The sequence below is a fragment of the Bradyrhizobium sp. WBOS07 genome (assembly GCF_024585165.1).
Classification (GTDB): Bacteria; Pseudomonadota; Alphaproteobacteria; order Rhizobiales; family Xanthobacteraceae; genus Bradyrhizobium; species Bradyrhizobium japonicum_B.
Map to the genome: position 1 here is coordinate 3,437,883 of NZ_CP029008.1, position 18,420 is coordinate 3,456,302.

At 65.4% G+C, this 18,420-nt stretch carries 19 protein-coding genes; 10 read left to right on the top strand and 9 right to left on the bottom strand.

Going from position 1 to position 18,420, the window contains the following annotated elements; translation table 11 throughout:
• The 6 genes from DCM79_RS16430 to DCM79_RS16455 form a co-directional block, all read right to left on the bottom strand.
• Complete coding sequence (locus DCM79_RS16430) at nucleotides 1-324, bottom strand: XdhC family protein (protein WP_007602422.1); 324 nt, start codon at nucleotides 322-324, stop codon at nucleotides 1-3.
• Nucleotides 325-334: 10 nt separating this feature from the next.
• Nucleotides 335-1,537, bottom strand: coding sequence for a VWA domain-containing protein (locus DCM79_RS16435; protein ID WP_257175369.1), 1,203 nt, complete (start codon nucleotides 1,535-1,537; stop codon nucleotides 335-337).
• Nucleotides 1,538-1,683: 146 nt separating this feature from the next.
• Nucleotides 1,684-2,622, bottom strand: a complete 939-nt coding sequence (locus tag DCM79_RS16440) for a MoxR family ATPase (protein WP_257175370.1) — start codon at nucleotides 2,620-2,622, stop codon at nucleotides 1,684-1,686.
• A gap of 60 nt (nucleotides 2,623-2,682) precedes the next feature.
• Nucleotides 2,683-3,489, bottom strand: coding sequence for a xanthine dehydrogenase family protein subunit M (locus DCM79_RS16445; RefSeq protein WP_257175371.1), 807 nt, complete (start codon nucleotides 3,487-3,489; stop codon nucleotides 2,683-2,685).
• 27 nt (nucleotides 3,490-3,516) lie between these two features.
• The gene (locus DCM79_RS16450) at nucleotides 3,517-4,002 is read right to left on the bottom strand and encodes a (2Fe-2S)-binding protein (protein WP_028137319.1); all 486 of its coding nucleotides are present in this window, start codon (nucleotides 4,000-4,002) and stop codon (nucleotides 3,517-3,519) included.
• 150 nt (nucleotides 4,003-4,152) lie between these two features.
• Nucleotides 4,153-4,599, bottom strand: coding sequence for a carbon monoxide dehydrogenase subunit G (locus DCM79_RS16455; protein ID WP_028137320.1), 447 nt, complete (start codon nucleotides 4,597-4,599; stop codon nucleotides 4,153-4,155).
• 172 nt (nucleotides 4,600-4,771) lie between these two features.
• Here DCM79_RS16455 and DCM79_RS16460 point away from each other — a divergent pair, with 172 nt between their 5' ends.
• The 3 genes from DCM79_RS16460 (at nucleotide 4,772) to DCM79_RS16470 (ending at nucleotide 7,440) form a co-directional block, all read left to right on the top strand.
• Entirely contained in the window at nucleotides 4,772-6,127 is a 1,356-nt protein-coding gene (locus tag DCM79_RS16460) for a 3-carboxy-cis,cis-muconate cycloisomerase (RefSeq protein WP_257175372.1), read from the top strand.
• 29 nt (nucleotides 6,128-6,156) lie between these two features.
• Nucleotides 6,157-6,939 (top strand): 3-oxoadipate enol-lactonase, encoded by a 783-nt coding sequence (pcaD, locus tag DCM79_RS16465; RefSeq protein ID WP_257175373.1) that lies wholly within the window; start codon nucleotides 6,157-6,159, stop codon nucleotides 6,937-6,939.
• 108 nt (nucleotides 6,940-7,047) lie between these two features.
• Entirely contained in the window at nucleotides 7,048-7,440 is a 393-nt protein-coding gene (locus DCM79_RS16470) for a carboxymuconolactone decarboxylase family protein (RefSeq protein WP_257175374.1), read from the top strand.
• Here the strand turns inward: DCM79_RS16470 and DCM79_RS16475 are convergent.
• Both DCM79_RS16475 and DCM79_RS16480 read right to left on the bottom strand, forming a co-directional pair.
• Nucleotides 7,402-7,941, bottom strand: a complete 540-nt coding sequence (locus tag DCM79_RS16475) for a hypothetical protein (RefSeq protein WP_257175375.1) — start codon at nucleotides 7,939-7,941, stop codon at nucleotides 7,402-7,404. The genes DCM79_RS16470 and DCM79_RS16475 overlap by 39 nt on opposite strands.
• 273 nt (nucleotides 7,942-8,214) lie before the next feature.
• Nucleotides 8,215-8,388: a hypothetical protein gene (locus DCM79_RS16480; protein WP_181769418.1), complete on the bottom strand. Its 174-nt coding sequence runs from the start codon at nucleotides 8,386-8,388 to the stop codon at nucleotides 8,215-8,217.
• A 280-nt stretch (nucleotides 8,389-8,668) separates the two neighbouring features.
• On the opposite strand from DCM79_RS16480, the gene DCM79_RS16485 reads away from it, so the two are divergent.
• From DCM79_RS16485 to DCM79_RS16505, 5 genes are all read left to right on the top strand, one after another.
• Nucleotides 8,669-9,586: a branched-chain amino acid ABC transporter permease gene (locus DCM79_RS16485; protein ID WP_028137325.1), complete on the top strand. Its 918-nt coding sequence runs from the start codon at nucleotides 8,669-8,671 to the stop codon at nucleotides 9,584-9,586.
• 27 nt (nucleotides 9,587-9,613) lie between these two features.
• Nucleotides 9,614-10,915 carry a high-affinity branched-chain amino acid ABC transporter permease LivM gene (livM, locus tag DCM79_RS16490; protein ID WP_257175376.1) on the top strand — a complete coding sequence of 434 codons (1,302 nt, stop codon included), beginning with the start codon at nucleotides 9,614-9,616 and terminating at the stop codon, nucleotides 10,913-10,915.
• Nucleotides 10,912-11,745 (top strand): ABC transporter ATP-binding protein, encoded by an 834-nt coding sequence (locus DCM79_RS16495; RefSeq protein WP_257175377.1) that lies wholly within the window; start codon nucleotides 10,912-10,914, stop codon nucleotides 11,743-11,745. The genes livM and DCM79_RS16495 overlap by 4 nt, the downstream gene beginning before the upstream one ends.
• Nucleotides 11,742-12,485, top strand: coding sequence for an ABC transporter ATP-binding protein (locus DCM79_RS16500; protein WP_257175378.1), 744 nt, complete (start codon nucleotides 11,742-11,744; stop codon nucleotides 12,483-12,485). The genes DCM79_RS16495 and DCM79_RS16500 overlap by 4 nt, the downstream gene beginning before the upstream one ends.
• A 161-nt stretch (nucleotides 12,486-12,646) precedes the next feature.
• The gene (locus DCM79_RS16505; protein ID WP_028137329.1) at nucleotides 12,647-13,765 is read left to right on the top strand and encodes a branched-chain amino acid ABC transporter substrate-binding protein; all 1,119 of its coding nucleotides are present in this window, start codon (nucleotides 12,647-12,649) and stop codon (nucleotides 13,763-13,765) included.
• Between the two features lie 82 nt (nucleotides 13,766-13,847).
• Here the strand turns inward: DCM79_RS16505 and DCM79_RS16510 are convergent, their stop codons facing one another.
• A complete protein-coding gene (locus DCM79_RS16510) occupies nucleotides 13,848-14,234 on the bottom strand; it encodes a response regulator (RefSeq protein WP_257175379.1) in 387 nt (128 codons plus the stop codon).
• A 236-nt stretch (nucleotides 14,235-14,470) separates the two neighbouring features.
• On the opposite strand from DCM79_RS16510, the gene DCM79_RS16515 reads away from it, so the two are divergent.
• Nucleotides 14,471-17,278: a PAS domain S-box protein gene (locus tag DCM79_RS16515; RefSeq protein ID WP_257175380.1), complete on the top strand. Its 2,808-nt coding sequence runs from the start codon at nucleotides 14,471-14,473 to the stop codon at nucleotides 17,276-17,278.
• Nucleotides 17,279-17,335: 57 nt separating this feature from the next.
• Entirely contained in the window at nucleotides 17,336-18,331 is a 996-nt protein-coding gene (locus DCM79_RS16520) for a P1 family peptidase (RefSeq protein ID WP_257175381.1), read from the top strand.
• Nucleotides 18,332-18,420: the final 89 nt, after the last annotated feature.

Sequence of the window (18,420 nt, forward strand, 5' to 3'; positions counted from 1 at the left end):
CTAGCCGACCTTCTCGACGAAGACGCGGATGGTTCCGCCGCAGGACAACCCGACATTCCAGGCGGTCTCGTCGGCGACGCCAAACTCCAGCATCCTGGGCTTGCCGCTCTGGATCACATCCATGGCCTCGGTGACCACGGCGCCCTCGACGCAGCCGCCGGAGACCGAGCCCAGGAACGTGCCCTCGTCGTTGATGACGAGGCTCGAGCCCGCCGGGCGCGGCGCCGAGCCCCAGGTCTCGACGACCGTCGCCAGCGCGACGCCACGGCCGGCCTTTTGCCAGTCCTCCGCCGCCTTCAGGATATCCTCGTCGCGATCGAGCATGGGTGACCTCTCAAGCTGCGGAGCGGATCAGGCTGCGGTGATGCGGCGGCAGCGGCCGGGAGAGCGTCGTGATCAGCTCCTGGATCGAACTCAAATTATGTACCGGGCGGAATTCGTCAACGTGCGGGAGCATCATTTTGATGCCCTGCGCCTTGGCCTCGAAGCCGCCGAACCGGAGCAGCGGGTTGAGCCAGATCAGCCGCCGGCAGGAGCGGTGCAGCCGGTCCATCTCGAAGGCCAGCTTTGAATCGGCCTCCCGCTCCAGCCCGTCGGAGATCAACAGCACGATGGCGCCCTGGCTCAGCACGCGGCGCGCCCACAATTTGTTGAAGTTGTGCAGCGAGGCCGAGATTCGGGTGCCGCCGGCCCAGTCCTCGACCGAAGCCGAACAACTCGCCAGCGCCTCGTCGGGATCGCGCTGACGCAGCGCGCGGCTGACATTCGTGAGACGGGTGCCGAACAGGAACACCGAAACGCGCTTGCGGGCATCGGTGATGGCGTGCAGGAAATGCAGGAACAGGCGGGTGTACTCGCTCATCGAGCCCGAAATATCGAGCAGCGCCACGATCGGCGCCGGTTTCTCGATCCGTCCCAGGCGATGGATGTCGATGATGTCGCCGCCGGTGCGCAAGGATGCGCGCAGCGTGCGGCGGAGGTCGAGGCGAAGCCCGCGCGGGTCGGACCGGTGTCGGCGCGTCAAAAGCTGGGCCTGCGGCAGGTGCATGCGATCGATGGCGCGCAGCGCCTCGGCGATCTCCGCGGCGCTCATTTGCGCAAAATCCTTCTTCTGAAGGATTTCCTTGTCGGAGACCGACAGGCGCAGATCCTGCTCCTGGTGCTGCGGCGTCTCCGTCATGCGCGGCTGCGACATCGCCTCCTGCACGCGGCGCGAGCCGGCCTTCGGCTTCTTCTTGGCCTCGTCCGGCAGCGGCACCGAATCCAGCATGTGCTTCCACTCCTCGGAGGCACGGAAGAACAGGTTGAAGGCCTGGCTGAAGATCAGAGCATGTTCGTGGCGCTTGACGAAGATCGACTCCAGCGTGGTGAAGACGTCGGCGCGGTTGCCGATTTCGATCACCTGCAGCGCGCTCATGGCGTCGATGACGGCGCCCGGCCCCACCGGCATGCCCGCCGCGCGCAGCGCGCGGGCGAAGCCGACGATGTTGTCGGCGAACTGCTCGGTTTGCTCGGGGGCAAGGTGGTTGATGGCCATGGATCCACACTCTCAGCCGTCATTCCGGGGCGCGCCCTCTTGGGCGCGAGCCCGGAATCCATTTACCCGCAATCCCTGCGGCCCGATGCATTCCGGGCTCGCGACTTCGTCGCGCCCCGGAATGACGAGCTCAATCTAACGCGGGGCTAATTCTCGCTTGTCGCTTCCTTCAGCACCTTCTGCAAGGCATCGCCCTGCATCCGGGTGATGTCGTCCTGATATTTGAGCAGCGCGCCCAGCGTGTCGCCGACCACTTGTGGCGTGAGCGAACGCGCATCGAGCTCGGACAAAGCGGTGGCCCAGTCGATGGTCTCGGCAACGCCCGGCGATTTGTAGAAGTCCTGGTTGCGCAGCGCCTGCACGAAGCGCACGACCTGCTGCGACAGCTTGGCGGAGATGCCGGGCACGCGCGACTTGACGATCGCGAGCTCGCGCTCGGCGGCGGGATAATCGACCCAGTGATAGAGGCAGCGCCGCTTCAGCGCGTCGTGGATCTCGCGGGTGCGGTTAGAGGTGATGATGACGATCGGCGGGTGCGGCGCCTTCACGGTGCCGAACTCGGGGATCGTCACCTGGAAGTCGCTGAGGATTTCGAGCAGGTAAGCCTCGAATGCCTCGTCGGCGCGGTCGAGCTCGTCGATCAACAACACCGGCGGGCCGGCGACATCGGGCTCCAGTGCCTGGAGCAGCGGCCGCTTGATCATGTAGCGGTCGGCGAAGATGTCACTCGAGAGCTGGTCGCGATCGGTGTCGCCGGCGGCTTCCGCCATCCGGATCGCGATCATCTGCGCCGCGCTGTTCCACTCGTAGACCGCCGAGGAGACGTCGAGGCCTTCGTAGCATTGCAGTCGGATCAGCTTCCGCCCCAGGGCCGCCGAGAGCACCTTGGCGATTTCGGTCTTGCCGACGCCGGCTTCGCCTTCCAGGAACAGCGGCCGCCCCATCCGCAGCGACAGGTACGTCACCGTCGCCAGCGATCGCTCGGCGAGATAGCCGCGCGAGGTCAGGAGTTCGAGCATCGCATCGACCGATGCCGGCATTCCAACTGAAGTACTGGCACCGGAAGTATTGGCCACTGAAGTCATGAAACGCCAGTCTCGGTTACGCCCTCATGGGGGCAGGCATCGGGCCCGTCGGTCGCCCGCTCATTCCTTGGCGTTGGCTGCATCGACGGCGCGCCGTGTCAGCACGCCGATGAGATGCGCGCGGTATTCGGCGCTGCCGTGGATGTCGCTGTTGAGGCCTTCCGCCGGCACGTTGATGCCGTCGAGCACCTTGGACGAGAAGCGCTTCTTGAGGGCTTCCTCGAACGCCTCGACGCGGAATACGCCTTCGGAGCCGGCGCCGGTTACGGCCACCCGCACGTCCGACGGACGCCGCGCCACGAACACGCCGACCAGCGCATAACGCGAGGCCTGGTTGCGGAACTTGATGTAGGCCGCCTTCTTCGGCAGCGGGAACATCACCTTGGTGATGATCTCGTCGGCTTCGAGCGCGGTCGTGAACAGGCCCTGGAAATACTCTTCGGCCTTGAGGCGGCGCTTGTTGGTGACGATGGTCGCGCCCAGCGCGAGCACCGCGGCCGGATAGTCCGCGGTCGGATCGTTGTTGGCGAGCGAGCCGCCGATCGTGCCCTTGTGGCGCACGGCCGGATCGCCGATCTGGCTGGCGAGATTGGCCAGCGCCGGGATCGCCTCACCGACGATCGCGGAGGCCGCGACCTCGGCGTGCTTGGCGGTGGCGCCGATCACCAGCGAGCGGCCCTTCATCTCGATCGTGTTGAGCCCCTCGATATGGGAGAGGTCGACCAGATGCGGCGGGCTTGCGAGGCGCTGCTTCATGACGGGAATCAGCGTGTGGCCGCCGGCGATTACCTTGGCGTCTTCGTTCTTCACCAGGAGGTTGGCGGCCTGCCGAACGGTCCCGGGGCGATGATATTTGAATTCGTACATCTGAATGTCCTGATCGCGGGATGCGCGTTACGCGAGGTCGGATTTCGCCATCGCCTTGGCGCCGGCGGAGATCGAGGCGACGATGTTCTGGTAGCCGGTGCAGCGGCAGAGATTGCCTTCCAGTTCTTCCCGGATCGTATGGTCGTCGAGCTCGTGGCCCTTGCGATGCACGATGTCGATCGCGGTCATGATCATGCCCGGCGTGCAGAAGCCGCACTGCAGGCCATGGTGCTCGCGGAAGGCTTCCTGCATCGGATGCAACGGCGCGCCGTCGGCGGCCAGCCCCTCGATCGTCTTGACCTCGTGGCCGTCGGCCATCACCGCAAGCGTGGTGCAGGACTTCACGGCCTTGCCGTCGAGATGCACGACGCAGGCGCCGCATTGCGAGGTGTCGCAGCCGACATGGGTGCCCGTCAGCTTCAGATTCTCGCGCAGGAACTGCACCAGAAGCGTGCGGGGATCGACATTGGCGGTGACTGGATTGCCGTTCACGATGAGGGAGATTTTTGCCATAAGCACTCTCTATCAGCGCCCCGACGGGTCCCATCGAAGCGGTTCTTATAATTATTCCAACCCATCATATGGGCCATTATGCCCGGGGGCAACATCGCCCCGGGCGCAAGGCGCCATGCCGAAGGCGATGACCTTCAGCTCTGTACGGCCTTAGCTTTGTACAGCCTTGGCGAAGTTCGCGAAAAACTCGTCGGCAAGCTTCTTGGCGGCACCGTTGATGAGGCGCTGGCCGAGTTGCGCCAACTTGCCGCCGATCTGCGCCTCGACGTCGTAGGAAAGCAGCGTGCCGCCGTCCTTCTCCGCCAGCCTGACCGCCGCGCCGCCCTTGGCGAAGCCGGCGACCCCGCCCTCGCCCTCGCCGGAGATCTTGTAGCCGTTCGGCGGGTCGAGATCGGACAGCGTGACCTTACCCTTGAAGCGCGCCGACACCGGGCCGACCTTCATTTTCGCCGTTGCGCGAAAGCCGCCGTCGTCGGTCTTCTCGAGCTCCTCGCAGCCGGGGATGCAGGCCTTCAGCACCTCGGGATCGTTGAGCTTGGCCCAAACGGCCTCGCGCGGCGCCGCAAGCTGGACTTCGCCGTTCATCGTCATGGCCATGAGGATGCCTCCCGGATCGCGTAACTATAGTGCTGATCAAGTAACGCAGGGACGCGGCAAAGGAAAGGGCGGCGCTCGGTCAAGTGCAATGCATATTCGCAACTGCAAAAAGGCCCGTGCGGGTGGTTGGGGATTGGCATGGCCGGGCCATGATGATTAGGTCGCGCGCAACATGAGCACATCCCTCTCCCCCCTGCTCGCACCGATGCTGTCCAGCGCTGCCATGCGTGCGGTCTGCGACGACCGGTCGACGCTGCAGAACATGCTTGATTTCGAGGCAGCCCTGGCACGCGCCGAGGCTGCCACGGATGTGATTCCGGCATCCGCCGTGGGGCCGATCGAGGCCGCCTGCAAGGCCGATTCCTTCGACATGGCCGCGCTGGCAGAGGCCGCGACACGATCGGGCAATCTTGCGATTCCCTTGGTCAAGACCCTGACCGCCAATGTCGGCAAGGCCGACAAGGAGGCCGCGCGCTACGTGCATTGGGGCGCCACCAGCCAGGATGTCATCGATACCGCCACCATGCTCACCCTTCGCGCCGGCATCGATGCGCTCGACGCCGACCTCGGCCGCGCCATCAAGGGCTTTGCCGCCCTGGCGCGCCACCATCGCAACACTGCGATGGTGGCACGGACCTGGCTCCAGCACGCGCTGCCGATGCCGTTCGGCCTCAAGGCCGCCGGCTATGCCTCAAGCCTCGCCCGCGCCCGCTGCCGCCTGCAGCGGCTCCGGCGCGAGGGCCTCGCGCTGCAATTCGGCGGCGCTGCCGGCACGCTCGCGGCCCTCGGCGACAAGGGCCTGGCCGTGGCGGAACGCCTCGCGCGGGAGCTCGGCCTGGCGCTGCCGGAAGCGCCCTGGCACACCCATCGTGACCGGATCGCGGAGGCCGCTTCCTGCTTCGCCATTCTGGCCGGCAGCTGCGGCAAGATCGCGCGCGACGTCGCGCTGCTGATGCAGACCGACGTTGCCGAAGCCTTCGAGCCGGCCGGCGAAGGCCGCGGCGGCTCCTCGACCATGCCGCACAAGCGCAACCCGGTCGCCGCCGCAAGCGCGCTCGGCGCCGCCGCGATGGCCCCGCAGCTTGCCGCGACGATCTTCGCGGCTCAGGTGCAGGACCACGAGCGCAGCGCCGGTCCCTGGCATGCGGAATGGCCGACGCTGCCGCAATTGATGCTGGTCACTTCGGGCGCGCTGTCCGCCATCGTCGACATCGCAGAAGGCCTCGACGTCGACGCCGCGCGCATGCGCGGCAATCTCGATGCGACGCATGGGCTGATCATGGCGGAGGCGGCCACCTTCGCGCTGGCGGAGAGGATCGGCAAGAGCGAGGCGCATCACCTCGTCGAGGCCGCCAGCAAGCGCGCGGTCGCCGAAAAGAAGCATCTGCGCGAGGTGCTCTCGGCCGATTCGCAGGTGAATGCGCAGCTTTCGTCGGAAAAAATTGCGGTATTGTTCGAGCCGATGGCCTATCAAGGGGCTTCCCAAGCCCTGATCGACCGGCTGCTCGACAGCCTCGACCGCGAATAAAGAACCGCAAGATACGACGGAGACGCCGCATGCCCATGATCGATGCCGACGGATGCCTGCTCAACGTCTCCGTCGAGGGCCGTGACGGCGGGCCGACCTTGATGCTGTCCAACTCGCTCGGCTGCACGCTTCAGATGTGGGAGCCGCAGATGAAGGCGCTGACGCAGCTGTTCCGCGTCATCCGCTACGACCGCCGCGGCCACGGCAAGTCCAACGTGCCGCCCGGCCCTTATTCGATGGAGCGCTTCGGCCGCGATGTGCTGGCGATCCTCGACGATCTCAACATCGAGAAGGTGCATTGGTGCGGCCTGTCGATGGGCGGCATGGTCGGACAATGGCTGGGCGCCAACGCGCCGGAGCGTTTCGGCAAGCTCATCCTGGCCAATACGTCCTGCTATTATCCCGATCCAACTAATTGGCATAACCGCATCAAGGCGGTGAAGGAGGGTGGCATCGCCGCCGTCGCCGATGCCGTGATCGCAGGCTGGCTGACCCAGGATTTTCGCGAGCGCGAGCCTGACATCACCGCGAGGATGAGGGCGATGCTGCTCGCCTCGCCTGTCGAAGGTTATCTGGCCTGCTGCGAGGCGCTGTCGACGCTCGACCAGCGCGAGCTGCTGCCCAAGATCAAGAGCCCGACGCTGGTGATCGCCGGCCGCCACGACGTGGCGACGCCGATCTCGGCGGGCGAATTGATCCGCTCTAAGATTCCCGGCGCGAGCATGACCATCATCGACGCCGCGCACATTTCCAACGTTGAGCAGCCGCACGCGTTCACGGACGCCGTGGTGGGATTTTTGACGCAACGCTGACAGCAACCGTCATTGCGAGGAGCGCAGCGACGAAGCAATCCAGACTGCCTCCGCAGATGCTTTTCTGGATTGCTTCGCTGCGCTCGCAATGACGAAGGAGGGAAGAGCATGGACGACCAGAAGCGCCGCGATGCCGGCATGAACGTGCGCCGCAAGGTGCTGGGCAATGCCTGGGTCGACAAGTCGATCGCGAACCGCAACGCCTTCAACACCGATTTCCAGGACATGATCACGCGCTATGCCTGGGGCGAGATCTGGACGCGGCCGCATTTCGACGAGCGCACGCGGCGGGTGCTGGTGATCGGCACCATGGTCGCGCTGGGCCAATGGGACGAATTCCGCCTGCACGTGCGGGCGGCGCTTGCCGAAGGCGGCTTCACGCCCGACGACATCAAGGAGATCCTGCTGCAGCAGGCGATCTATTGCGGCGTGCCGGCCGTGAACCACGCCGTCAAGGAAGCTTCAGCGATTGTGCAGGAGCTCGGCCTGCTCGAGCCCTAACGGCGCCGCGGTCTCGACGGTCTTCTGCTGAACGGTCTTGGGCGCGGCCTCGGGCCGTTCGATCACCACCACGATGGCGGCACCGAGCAGGAGCAGCAGCTCGGTGGCGTGCAGCCGGAGCGCCGCCATCTCGCCGACCTTCGAAGCCATGATCATGCTGGCAAACGAGATCAGGCTGCCGATCGCGAGGGCAATGCCGAGCGCCTCGTCGCTGCCGCCGTTCTTCCGGATCCGAGGAATGCAGAGCAGCACGAGATAGATCGCAAAGAACGCCACGACCGTCAGCCGGCCCAGTGCCAGCAGCCAGGCGGCGCGCACCGTGTCCATGCCGGCCATCTGGAGATGGTCGCTGAGGTACAGCGCAACCGCGACGCTCGGCCGCTCGTAGAGGCCGTGCACTGGTGCGACGATGATATTGAACACGACAAGGGCCCAGACCGGGATGAAATAGGCCGCCAGCAGCGCGCCGTTGACCGAGCCGATCCGCCAATTCCTGAACATGCCGCTTCCCGCTTCGCCTGCCGTTCGCCTTCAATCGAAGGCTTTGCGGGGAGCTAACGCGCATCAGACTGTGGCGGCAATTTAAACCCTTTGTTTACCTTAACTGGCCTCGCCGAGGCGGCCATTCCGGGCAGTCGAAGCCGCAATCTCGAGATTCCGGGCTCGGCTCTGCGAGCCGTCCCGGAATGACGACGCTCCAAGGCCACAAAAGGGCCCCGCCTTTCGGCGGGGCCCTCGTCGCCCTCTTGTTATTTCTCGGCTCACCCAAGCGCACTATTCCTGGTCGCGCTGGCCGCCCTGCTGCTGGCCGGGACGATCGCCCTGGCGCATCGGGTCGTTCTGCTGCTGCTGTCCGGGTTTCTGACCGCCGCCCTGCTGCTGCCCGGGGCGCTGCTGGCCGGGGTTCTGACTCTGCTGGCCCGGATTCTGGTTCTGCTGCTTCGTCATTCGGGGAACTCCCTTTGTTGCTCGTCAGAGACGAGACAACGGCCGCCGCCGAGTTAGGTTGCCGGCGGAACCCGGTTTCTCGCACCTGCGGAACCCATCGGAAGCCAAATGACCTCTGTACAAGACCTGCTGCCGCCGCGTGAGCTGTTGCAGCCGTCAGTTCCCTCCTGTTACAAAACGTGCAGAATGCTAAGCGGCTGCCGGGGCCCAAGAAAACCATCTCCAACCCACTCTCCCAAGAGCTCGCTTTGAGCCCGCCTCAGGTTTGGTACGGCAGCCCATGGATTATTTCGCCCAACAGCTCATCAACGGTCTCGTCCTGGGCTCGATCTACGGCCTGATCGCCATCGGCTATACGATGGTCTACGGCATCGTCGGCATGATCAACTTCGCCCATGGCGACGTCTTCATGATCGGCGGCTTCATCGCGCTGATCACCTTCCTTCTTCTGGTCTCGACCGGCCTGACCGCGGTCCCGGTGATCCTGCTTGTCGTGATCCTGGTCTCGATGGCGATCACGGCCCTGTATGGGTGGACCATCGAGCGCATCGCCTACCGTCCGCTGCGCCACTCCTTCCGCCTCGCCCCGATGCTGTCGGCGATCGGCATGTCCTTCGTGCTGACCAATTATTCGCAGGTGGCGCAAGGCGCGCGGGTGAAGCCGGTGCCGCCGGTGATCACCGGCGGCTACACGCTGCATGAGAGCGCCGATGGCTTCGTGATCCAGCTCTCCAACATCCAGATCGTGGTGGTCATCACCACGATCGTGCTGCTGGCGATCTTCACCTGGCTGGTGTCGCGCACCCGGCTGGGGCGCGACATGCGCGCCTGCGAGCAGGACCAGACCATGGCGGCGCTGCTCGGCGTCGACGTCGACCGCACCATCTCCATGACCTTCGTGATCGGTGCCGCGCTCGCCGCCGTCGCGGGCCTGATGTACCTGCTTTATTACGGCCTCGTCGACTTCTTCATGGGCTTCGTCGCCGGCATCAAGGCGTTCACCGCCGCGGTGCTCGGCGGCATCGGCTCGCTGCCCGGCGCCATGCTCGGCGGCCTCGCGATCGGCCTGATCGAGACGTTCTGGTCGGCTTATTTCTCGGTCGAATACAAGGACGTCGCGGCGTTCTCGATCCTGATCGTGGTGCTGATCTTCATGCCGACCGGCCTGCTCGGCCGTCCCGAAGTCGAAAAAGTCTGACGGTCGCGCGTGGCAACTTCCTCACCCATGACTGCCAAACCTGCAACGGGCATCGCCTCCATCCTGAAGACGGCTTTCGCCAACGCTCTGATCGCGCTGGTGTTGTTCTCGTTGATGGTCGGCATCCGCACCGAGGCGGGCGCCTCCGGCCAGCTCACTTATTGGACACGCTTCGGCGAGCTCGCATCCCTCGTCGCCGCCGTGTTCGGCGGCTCGATCGTGATCGAGCTGCTGCGGCAATGGATCGGCCCGACCGGCACCGAGAAACTGGTGCCGCCGGCGGTGCAGAGCGGCATGTCCTTCATCGGCCGCTACCTCGCGCCGGCGCTCCTGATCTTCACCGTGCTGGTGCCGGTGATCTTCTATGACCAGCGCTACATCCTCGACCTTGCGATCCTCGTGCTCACCTACGTCATGCTGGGCTGGGGCTTGAACGTCGTGGTCGGGCTCGCCGGCCTGCTCGATCTCGGCTACGTCGCCTTCTACGCGGTCGGCGCCTATTCCTACGGGCTGCTTGCGACCAATTTCGACTGGTCGTTCTGGATCTGCCTGCCGCTCGCCGGCATCCTCGCGGCGTTCTGGGGCGTCCTTCTCGGCTTCCCCGTGCTGCGCCTGCGCGGCGACTATCTCGCCATCGTGACGCTCGCCTTCGGCGAGATCATCCGCCTCGTCATCATCAACTGGCAGGAGCTCACCGGCGGCCCCAACGGCGTCTCCGGCATTCCCCGTCCTACCTTCTTCGGCATCCCGCTCGACAACAGCGACGACGGCCTCGCCGCCAGGCTCGGCATCGAATATTCGCCGACGCACCGCATCATCTTCCTGTTCTACCTGATCCTGGCGCTTGCGCTGCTCACCAACTGGGCGACGATCCGCCTGCGCCGCCTGCCGATCGGACGAGCCTGGGAAGCCTTGCGCGAGGACGAGGTCGCCTGCCGCGCGCTCGGCATCAACACCACCACCACCAAGCTGACGGCGTTCGCGACCGGGGCCATGTTCGGCGGCTTCGCCGGCGCGTTCTTCGCCACCCGCCAGGGCTTCATCAGCCCGGAATCCTTCACCTTCCAGGAATCGGCGCTGGTGCTGGCCATCGTCGTGCTCGGCGGCATGGGCTCGCAGCTCGGCGTCGCGCTCGCTGCGCTCGCCATGATTGGCGGCTTCGAGCTGTTTCGCGGTCTCGAGACCTACCGCATGCTGGTGTTCGGCATGGCCATGGTGCTGATCATGATCTGGCGGCCGCGCGGCCTCGTCGGCCATCGCGCGCCCACCGTCTATCTGACCAAGGCGAAAGCGATCTCCTCCGACCTCGTCAAGGAAGGGCACGGATGAGCGGCGACAAAATTCTCAGCATCGACCGGCTCGCCATGCGCTTCGGCGGCATCGTTGCCGTGCAGGACCTGTCTTTCGCCGCCGAGCGGAAGAAGATCACTGCGCTGATCGGGCCGAACGGCGCCGGCAAGACCACCGTGTTCAACTGCATCACCGGCTTCTACAAACCCAGCAGTGGGACGATCCGTCTCGCCCACGACGACGGCAGGACGATCGCGCTGGAGCGGCTGAGCGATTTTCGCATCGCCAAGCAGGCCAAGGTCGCACGCACCTTCCAGAACATCCGGCTGTTTCCCGGCATGACCGCGCTGGAGAACCTGATGGTGGCGCAGCACAACGCGCTGATGCGCGCCTCCGGATTCACCCTGCTCGGCCTGCTCGGCGTTCCCGCCTACCGTGACGCCGAACAGCGCGCCATCGACCTCGCCACCGACTGGCTCAAGCGCGTCAAGCTGATCGACCGCGCCGACGATGCCGCCGGCAATTTCGCCTATGGCGACCAGCGCCGGCTCGAGATCGCGCGCGCAATGTGCACCGAGCCCGCGCTTTTGTGCCTGGACGAGCCCGCCGCCGGCCTCAACGCGCGCGAGAGCGCGGCCTTGAGCGAGCTGCTGCTCTCGATCCGCGACGAACTCGGCACCTCGATCCTGCTGATCGAGCACGATATGTCGGTGGTGATGGAGATCTCCGACCACATCGTGGTGATGGACCACGGCGTCAAGATCGCGGAAGGCACGCCGCGCGAGATCCGCGACGATCCCAAGGTGATCGCGGCCTATCTCGGCGCCGACGAGGAAGAGGCGGCAGCCGTGATGGAGGCCGGATCGTGACGCCGGCGCCCTCTCCTCTGCTCGCGATCCGGGGCCTGCGCGCCGCCTACGGCAAGATCGAGGCGCTGAAGGGCGTCGACGTCGAGATCGATGCCGGCGAGATCGTGGCGCTGATCGGCGCCAACGGCGCCGGCAAGTCGACGCTGATGATGACGATCTTCGGCAAGCCGCGCGCCCGGGCCGGCCAGATCTTGTATGAAGGCCGCGACATCACCAACGTCCCGACCCACGAGATCGCGCATCTGCGCATCGCGCAATCGCCGGAGGGCCGCCGCATCTTCCCGCGCATGAGCGTGGCGGAAAACCTCCAGATGGGGGCGGACGCCACCGACTGCACCGAGGCCGAACGCGAGGCGACGCTCCAGCGCGTCTTCACGCTGTTTCCACGGCTGAAGGAACGCTATGACCAGCGCGGCGGGACTCTCTCCGGCGGCGAGCAGCAGATGCTGGCGATCGGCCGCGCCCTGATGAGCCGTCCGCGCCTGCTCCTGCTCGACGAGCCCTCGCTCGGCCTCGCACCGCTGATCGCGCGCCAGATCTTCGATGCGATCCGCACCCTGAACCGGCAGGACGGCCTGACCGTCCTGATCGTCGAGCAGAACGCCAACCATGCCCTCAAGCTCGCCCATCGCGGCTATGTCATGGTCAATGGCCTGATCACGCTGGCCGGCACCGGCGCCGAATTGTTGCAGCGCCCTGAGATTCGCGCCGCCTATCTGGAAGGCGGCCGGCACGGCTGACCGAGCCGCATGCGCTCCCGCGTGCGGCCGAATGTGGCGAGATATCTGCGCCAATGCCCGTATTTTGCCGGTGACTTCTCCGGAAATTCATTCAAGAATGGCGCCGGTTTGGACCGGGCCTGCCCGGCAACTTCCACAGGCGACCACCCGCGAGGTATCTCATGAAATCACTGAAGCTCATCGGTCTGGCATTCGGCGTATCGATCGCGCTGTCGAGCGCGGCGTTCGCGCAGGATGTCACCATCGCAGTCGCAGGTCCGATGACCGGCGGCGAGTCCGCCTTCGGCCGCCAGATGAAGAACGGCGCCGAAATGGCCGTGACCGATATCAATGCCGCCGGCGGCGTCAACGGCAAGAAGCTCGCGCTTTCCGTCGAGGATGACGCCTGCGACCCGAAGCAGGCGCGCTCGATCGCCGAAAAGATCGCCGGCGCGAAGATCCCGTTCGTGGCCGGGCATTATTGCTCGTCGTCGTCGATCCCGGCCTCGGAGGCCTATGCCGACGGCAACGTGCTCCAGATCACGCCGGCCTCGACCAACCCGCTGTTCACCGAGCGCAAGCTCTGGAACGTGGCGCGCGTCTGCGGCCGTGACGATCAGCAGGGCCTGATCGCGGCGCAGTACATCGCCAAGAACTACAAGGGCAAGAACATCGCGATCCTCAACGACAAGACCACCTACGGCAAGGGTCTTGCCGACGAGACCAAGAAGGCGCTCAACAAGGCCGGCGTCACCGAGAAGATGTACGAGTCCTACAACAAGGGCGACAAGGACTTCAACGCGATCGTCTCGCGCTTGAAGCGCGACAACATCGACCTCGTCTATGTCGGCGGTTACCATCAGGAGAGCGGCCTGATCCTGCGTCAAATGCGCGACCAGGGCCTCAAGACCGTGCTGATGGCCGGCGACGCGCTCGCCGACAAGGAGTACGCCTCCATCACCGGCCCGGCCGGCGAAGGCACGCTGTTCACCTTCGGTCCCGATCCGCGCAACAAGCCGACCGCAAAGAAGATCGTCGAGGCTTTCAAGGCCAAGAATATCGATCCGGAGGGCTACACCCTCTACACCTATGCGGCGATGCAGGTGTGGTCGCAGGCGGCCAAGAAGGCCGGCACCACCGACGCCAAGAAGGTCATGGAAGCGATGAAGGCCGGCAAGTGGGACACCGTGATCGGCCCGATCGAGTATGACGCCAAGGGCGACATCAAGCAGATCGATTACGTCGTCTACAAGTGGGACGCCAAGGGCGGCTACGCCGAGATCAAAGGCAACGGCACCTGAAGGCGGCTCCGGGGCTCAAACCTCGCATGCGAACTCACCAACGCCCCGGCTTGCCCGGGGCGTTTTTCTTTGTGCGGCGGGATCAGACGGCTGCGGGCAACTCGCCGGCGGGCGCCGCCTGGGCCTTGCGAAGCGCTTGCAGGAGATCGTTCGGCCGAAACGGCTTTTGCAGGCAGATCACGTTGGCGAGGTGGGGCGATTCTTCCATGAAGTCCAGCGCCGTCATTCCGGACACCGCTACAACGGGCAGCCCCGGCGCACGTTCGCGCAGGGCCGCGATGACGTCGACGCCGCTGATGTCACCGAGAAAGATATCGACGATCGCCGCGTCGAACGGACCTTCAGAGAAAGCCTTCAGCCCGGCCGCGCCGCTGTCGGCCTCGGCAACCTCGTAATGGTTGACCCGAAGCACGATCGCGACCATCGCACGCACGTCCTTCTGGTCGTCGATGATGAGAACGCGAGACATGGGAACAACTCCCGCAGATCAATCAAACCGTATGTTTCAAGCCTGGAACCCGGGACCGTGGCGGGGCATTATGACACCGCGCGGTAAAGCGCATCTTACCCGATCCCTATTCCGCGTTCCCACCCAAGTTAGGTAAGCTGTAACCCTCGGTTGAGTCGGCGCTGCATCAGTTCACGACCCAGGCCCGGAATGGGCTACCGTGGAGGTCAAGGCTGCCAGATCTTGGAACTGCGGAGATGCTCAACACGGGTCTGCACGAGATGAACGCGCCTGCGATCGACCGAAGCACATTTCTTTCCACTCTCCCGGCCACCTCAACCGACCGCAGCGCGGCTCTGTGGATCGTCGGCGTGTCCTCGATCCTGTTCGCACTGGCCGTGCCGTTCGCCGGTATCCCGTTGCCGCCGGTCCCGGCCTTCGTCGCCAGCTATCAATCCGCCCTGGCTGTGAGCGACATCATCACCGCGGTGCTGCTGTTGTCGCAGTTTTCGGTGTTGCGGACCCGCGCGCTGCTGTGGCTGTCGACCGGCTATCTCTTCACCGCCGCGGCGGCACTGGTCCACGCCCTTACCTTCCCCGGCCTGTTCACCCCGACCGGACTGTTCGGCGCGGGCAGCCAGACTACCGTCTGGCTCTACATGATTTGGCACGGCGTCTTCCCGCTGTTCGTGCTCGGCTATGCCTGGCAGAAGGAAAAGGACGGCGGCCCCACGATCAAGGGTCCGACCAGCAACGCGATCTGGGCCATGGCGCTCGGCGTCGTCGCGGCCATGGCTGCGTTTACCTGGATCGTCACAGCCCAACACGATCTGCTGCCGGTGCTGCTCCGCGACGGCCGTTACACGGCGACCATGATCGGGGTCGTATCCTTCGTGTGGTCGCTGAGCTTCGCCGCGCTCGTTTCGCTGTGGTTCCGCCGCCCGCATTCGGTGATCGACGTCTGGCTCATGGTCGTGATGTGCGCATGGCTGTTCGACATCGCGCTGTCTGCGATCGTCAACGTCGCGCGCTTCGATCTCGGTTTCTACGCCGGCCGTCTCTACGGCCTATGCGCGTCGAGCTTCGTGCTGGCGGTGCTGCTGATCGAGAATGTCCGCCTTCAGGTGCACACCGTCAGCCTCGTCGGCAGGCTGCGCCAGCAATCGGCCTCTGAACGCGATTATTACGGCAAGCGCCTCGCGCTGTACGGCGCCGTCGTTGAATCCTCCAATGATGCCATCATCACGAAGACGCTCGACGGCATCATCACCAGTTGGAACAAGGCCGCCGAGCATCTGTTCGGCTATTCCGCCGCGGAGGCGGTCGGAAGGTCGATCGACATCATCGTGCCGCCGGACCGCAAGCATGAAGTCAGGAGCATCCTCAACCGGATCGCCGGCAACGAGTCGATCGCCCAGCACGAGACGGTGCGGATTCGGAAGGATGGCCGCGCGCTCGACGTCGTCCTGAACGTTTCGCCATTGCGGTCGGACAATGGAGAGATCATCGGAGCCTCCAAGATCGCCCATGACATCACGGAGGAGAAGGAAGCGCGCGAGAAGCTGCGCCGCGAGACCGAGGAGCGCCGGCGCATCTTCGAGACCTCGCAGGACCTGATCCTGGTCACCGACGGTTTCGGCAATTTCGTCCAGGTCAGCCCGAGCGTGAAGGACATCCTCGGCTTCACCCCCGAAGACATGATCGGGCACAGCGCGACCGAGTTCATCCATCCTGACGACCTCGAGAAGACGCGGGAGGAGATGCGGGCGGCACGGCGCGGCGCGGTCAAGCGCAGCTTCGAGGCCCGCTATTATCACTACGACGGTCACGAGGTCACGTTGAACTGGATGGGCACCTGGTCCGAGCCCGTGAAGCGCCATTTCTTCATCGGCCGCGATCTCACGGAGAAGCAGGCCGCCGAAGCCCAGTTCCGGCACGTCCAGAAAATGGACTCGATCGGCCAGCTGACCGGCGGTGTCGCCCACGATTTCAACAACGTGCTGACCGTCATCACCGGCACGATCGGCATCCTGGCCGACGCGGTCGCCGACCGCCCCGAGCTGGCTGCGATCACCAAGCTGATCGACGACGCCGCCGAGCGCGGCGCGCAGCTGACCAAGCATCTGCTGGCCTTCGCCCGCAAGCAGCCGCTACAGCCCCGCGAGATCGACGTCAACGCGCTGGCGCTCGAAGCCGCCAAGCTGTTGCACCCCACCCTGGGCGAGCAGATCACCATCGTGCCGCAGCTCACCGAGGATGCCTGGCCGACGCTGGTCGATCCCGGCCAGTTGTCCACCGCGATCCTCAATCTCGCGCTGAACGCCCGCGACGCCATGCCCGAGGGAGGCACGCTGGTGCTGGAGACCCGCAACATCTTCCTCGACGACGGCTATGCCAGCATGAACCCCGACGTCGTCGCCGGCAATTACGTGATGATCGCGGTCAGCGACACCGGCTCCGGAATCCCGCCGGAGCTGATCGACCGCGTGTTCGATCCGTTCTTCACCACCAAGGAGGTCGGCAAGGGCACCGGGCTGGGATTGAGCATGGTGTTCGGCTTCGTCAAGCAATCCGGCGGCCACATCAAGATCTACAGCGAGCAGGGCCACGGCACGAGCGTGAAGATCTACCTGCCGCGCTCGAGCGGCGTACAGGAGAGCGAGTTCGAGGCGCTGCAGAATGTGCCCGTCACCGGCGGCAACGAGAAGATCCTGATCGTCGAGGACGATGCGCTGGTGCGGCAATATGTGGTGACCCAGGTCAAGAGCCTCGGCTACACCGCGCTCGAGGCCGCCAACGGCGCCGAGGCCCTGACCATCCTCGACAACGACAAGACCATCGACCTGCTCTTCACCGACATCATCATGCCGGGCAACATGAACGGCCGTCAGCTGGCCGACGAAGCCATCCGCCGCCGCCCCGACCTGAAGACCCTGTTCACCTCAGGCTATACCGAGAATGCCATCGTCCATCACGGCCGGCTCGATTCCGGCGTGCTGCTGCTGGCAAAGCCCTACCGCAAGACCGAACTCGCCAAGATGCTCAGGACTGCACTGGCGAGTTGAGCCTGCGGCATCCCTGCGCTATCGCAAGGCGAGCCCCTTTCAGCGCGCGAGGCCATCTTGAAGAACCTGCTCACCGACATTGCCGGGGTCCGCGTCGGCCATGCCGAGGACGCCAAACTCGCCAGCGGCACCACCGCGATCATCTTCGATTCCCCCGCGGTCGCCGCGATCGACGTGCGCGGCGGCGGTCCCGGCACGCGCGAGGACGCCCTGCTCGATCTCGCCAACACCGTCGAGCGGGTCGATGCGATCGCGCTGTCCGGCGGCTCCGCTTTCGGCCTCGATGCCGGTGGCGGCGTCCAGGCCTGGCTCGCCGAGCAAAGGCGCGGCTTCAAGGTTCGCGAAGCCCTGATCCCGATCGTGCCGGGCGCGATCCTGTTCGATCTGCTCAACGGCGGTGACAAGGCCTGGGGCCGCTTCTCGCCCTATCGCGACCTCGGCTACGCCGCGGCCGCTGCCGCCGGCACCGACTTCGCGCTCGGCAGCGTTGGCGCTGGCCTCGGGGCCACCACCGCGACGTTCAAGGGCGGGCTCGGCTCGGCTTCGGCGGCAACTCCTGACGGCGTGAAGGTCGCGGCGATCGTCGCCGTCAACGCGGTGGGCACCGTTACCGTCGGCGACGGGCCGTGGTTCTGGGCGGCGCCGTTCGAGCTCGGCGGCGAATTCGGCGGCCGCGGCCTGCCTGACACGTTCACCGACGACATGCTTCGCATGCGCATCAAGGGCGGTCCCGCGGCAAGCGCGCGCGAAAACACCACCATCGGCGCCGTCGTCACAGACGCGGTGCTGACCAAACCCCAGGCCAAGCGCCTGGCGATGATCGCGCACACCGGCTTTGCCCGCGCCATCTATCCGGTGCACGCACCGACCGATGGCGACGTGCTGTTTGCGGCGGCGACCGGCGAGAAGCCGATCGAGCCGCTGGTCGGCCTCACCGAGCTCGGCACCGTCGCCGCCAACGTGGTCGCGCGCGCGATCGGCCGCGCAGTGTACAGCGCGACCGCGCTGCCGTTCCCGGGGGCGCAGCCGGCGTGGAAGGACAGATTCGGCTGAAGCATGATCCGGAAAAGTGCGCAGCGGTTTTCCGGAAGGATCATGCGCAAACAACAACCTGAAGCGCGATGACGTTCATCCAAAGCTCA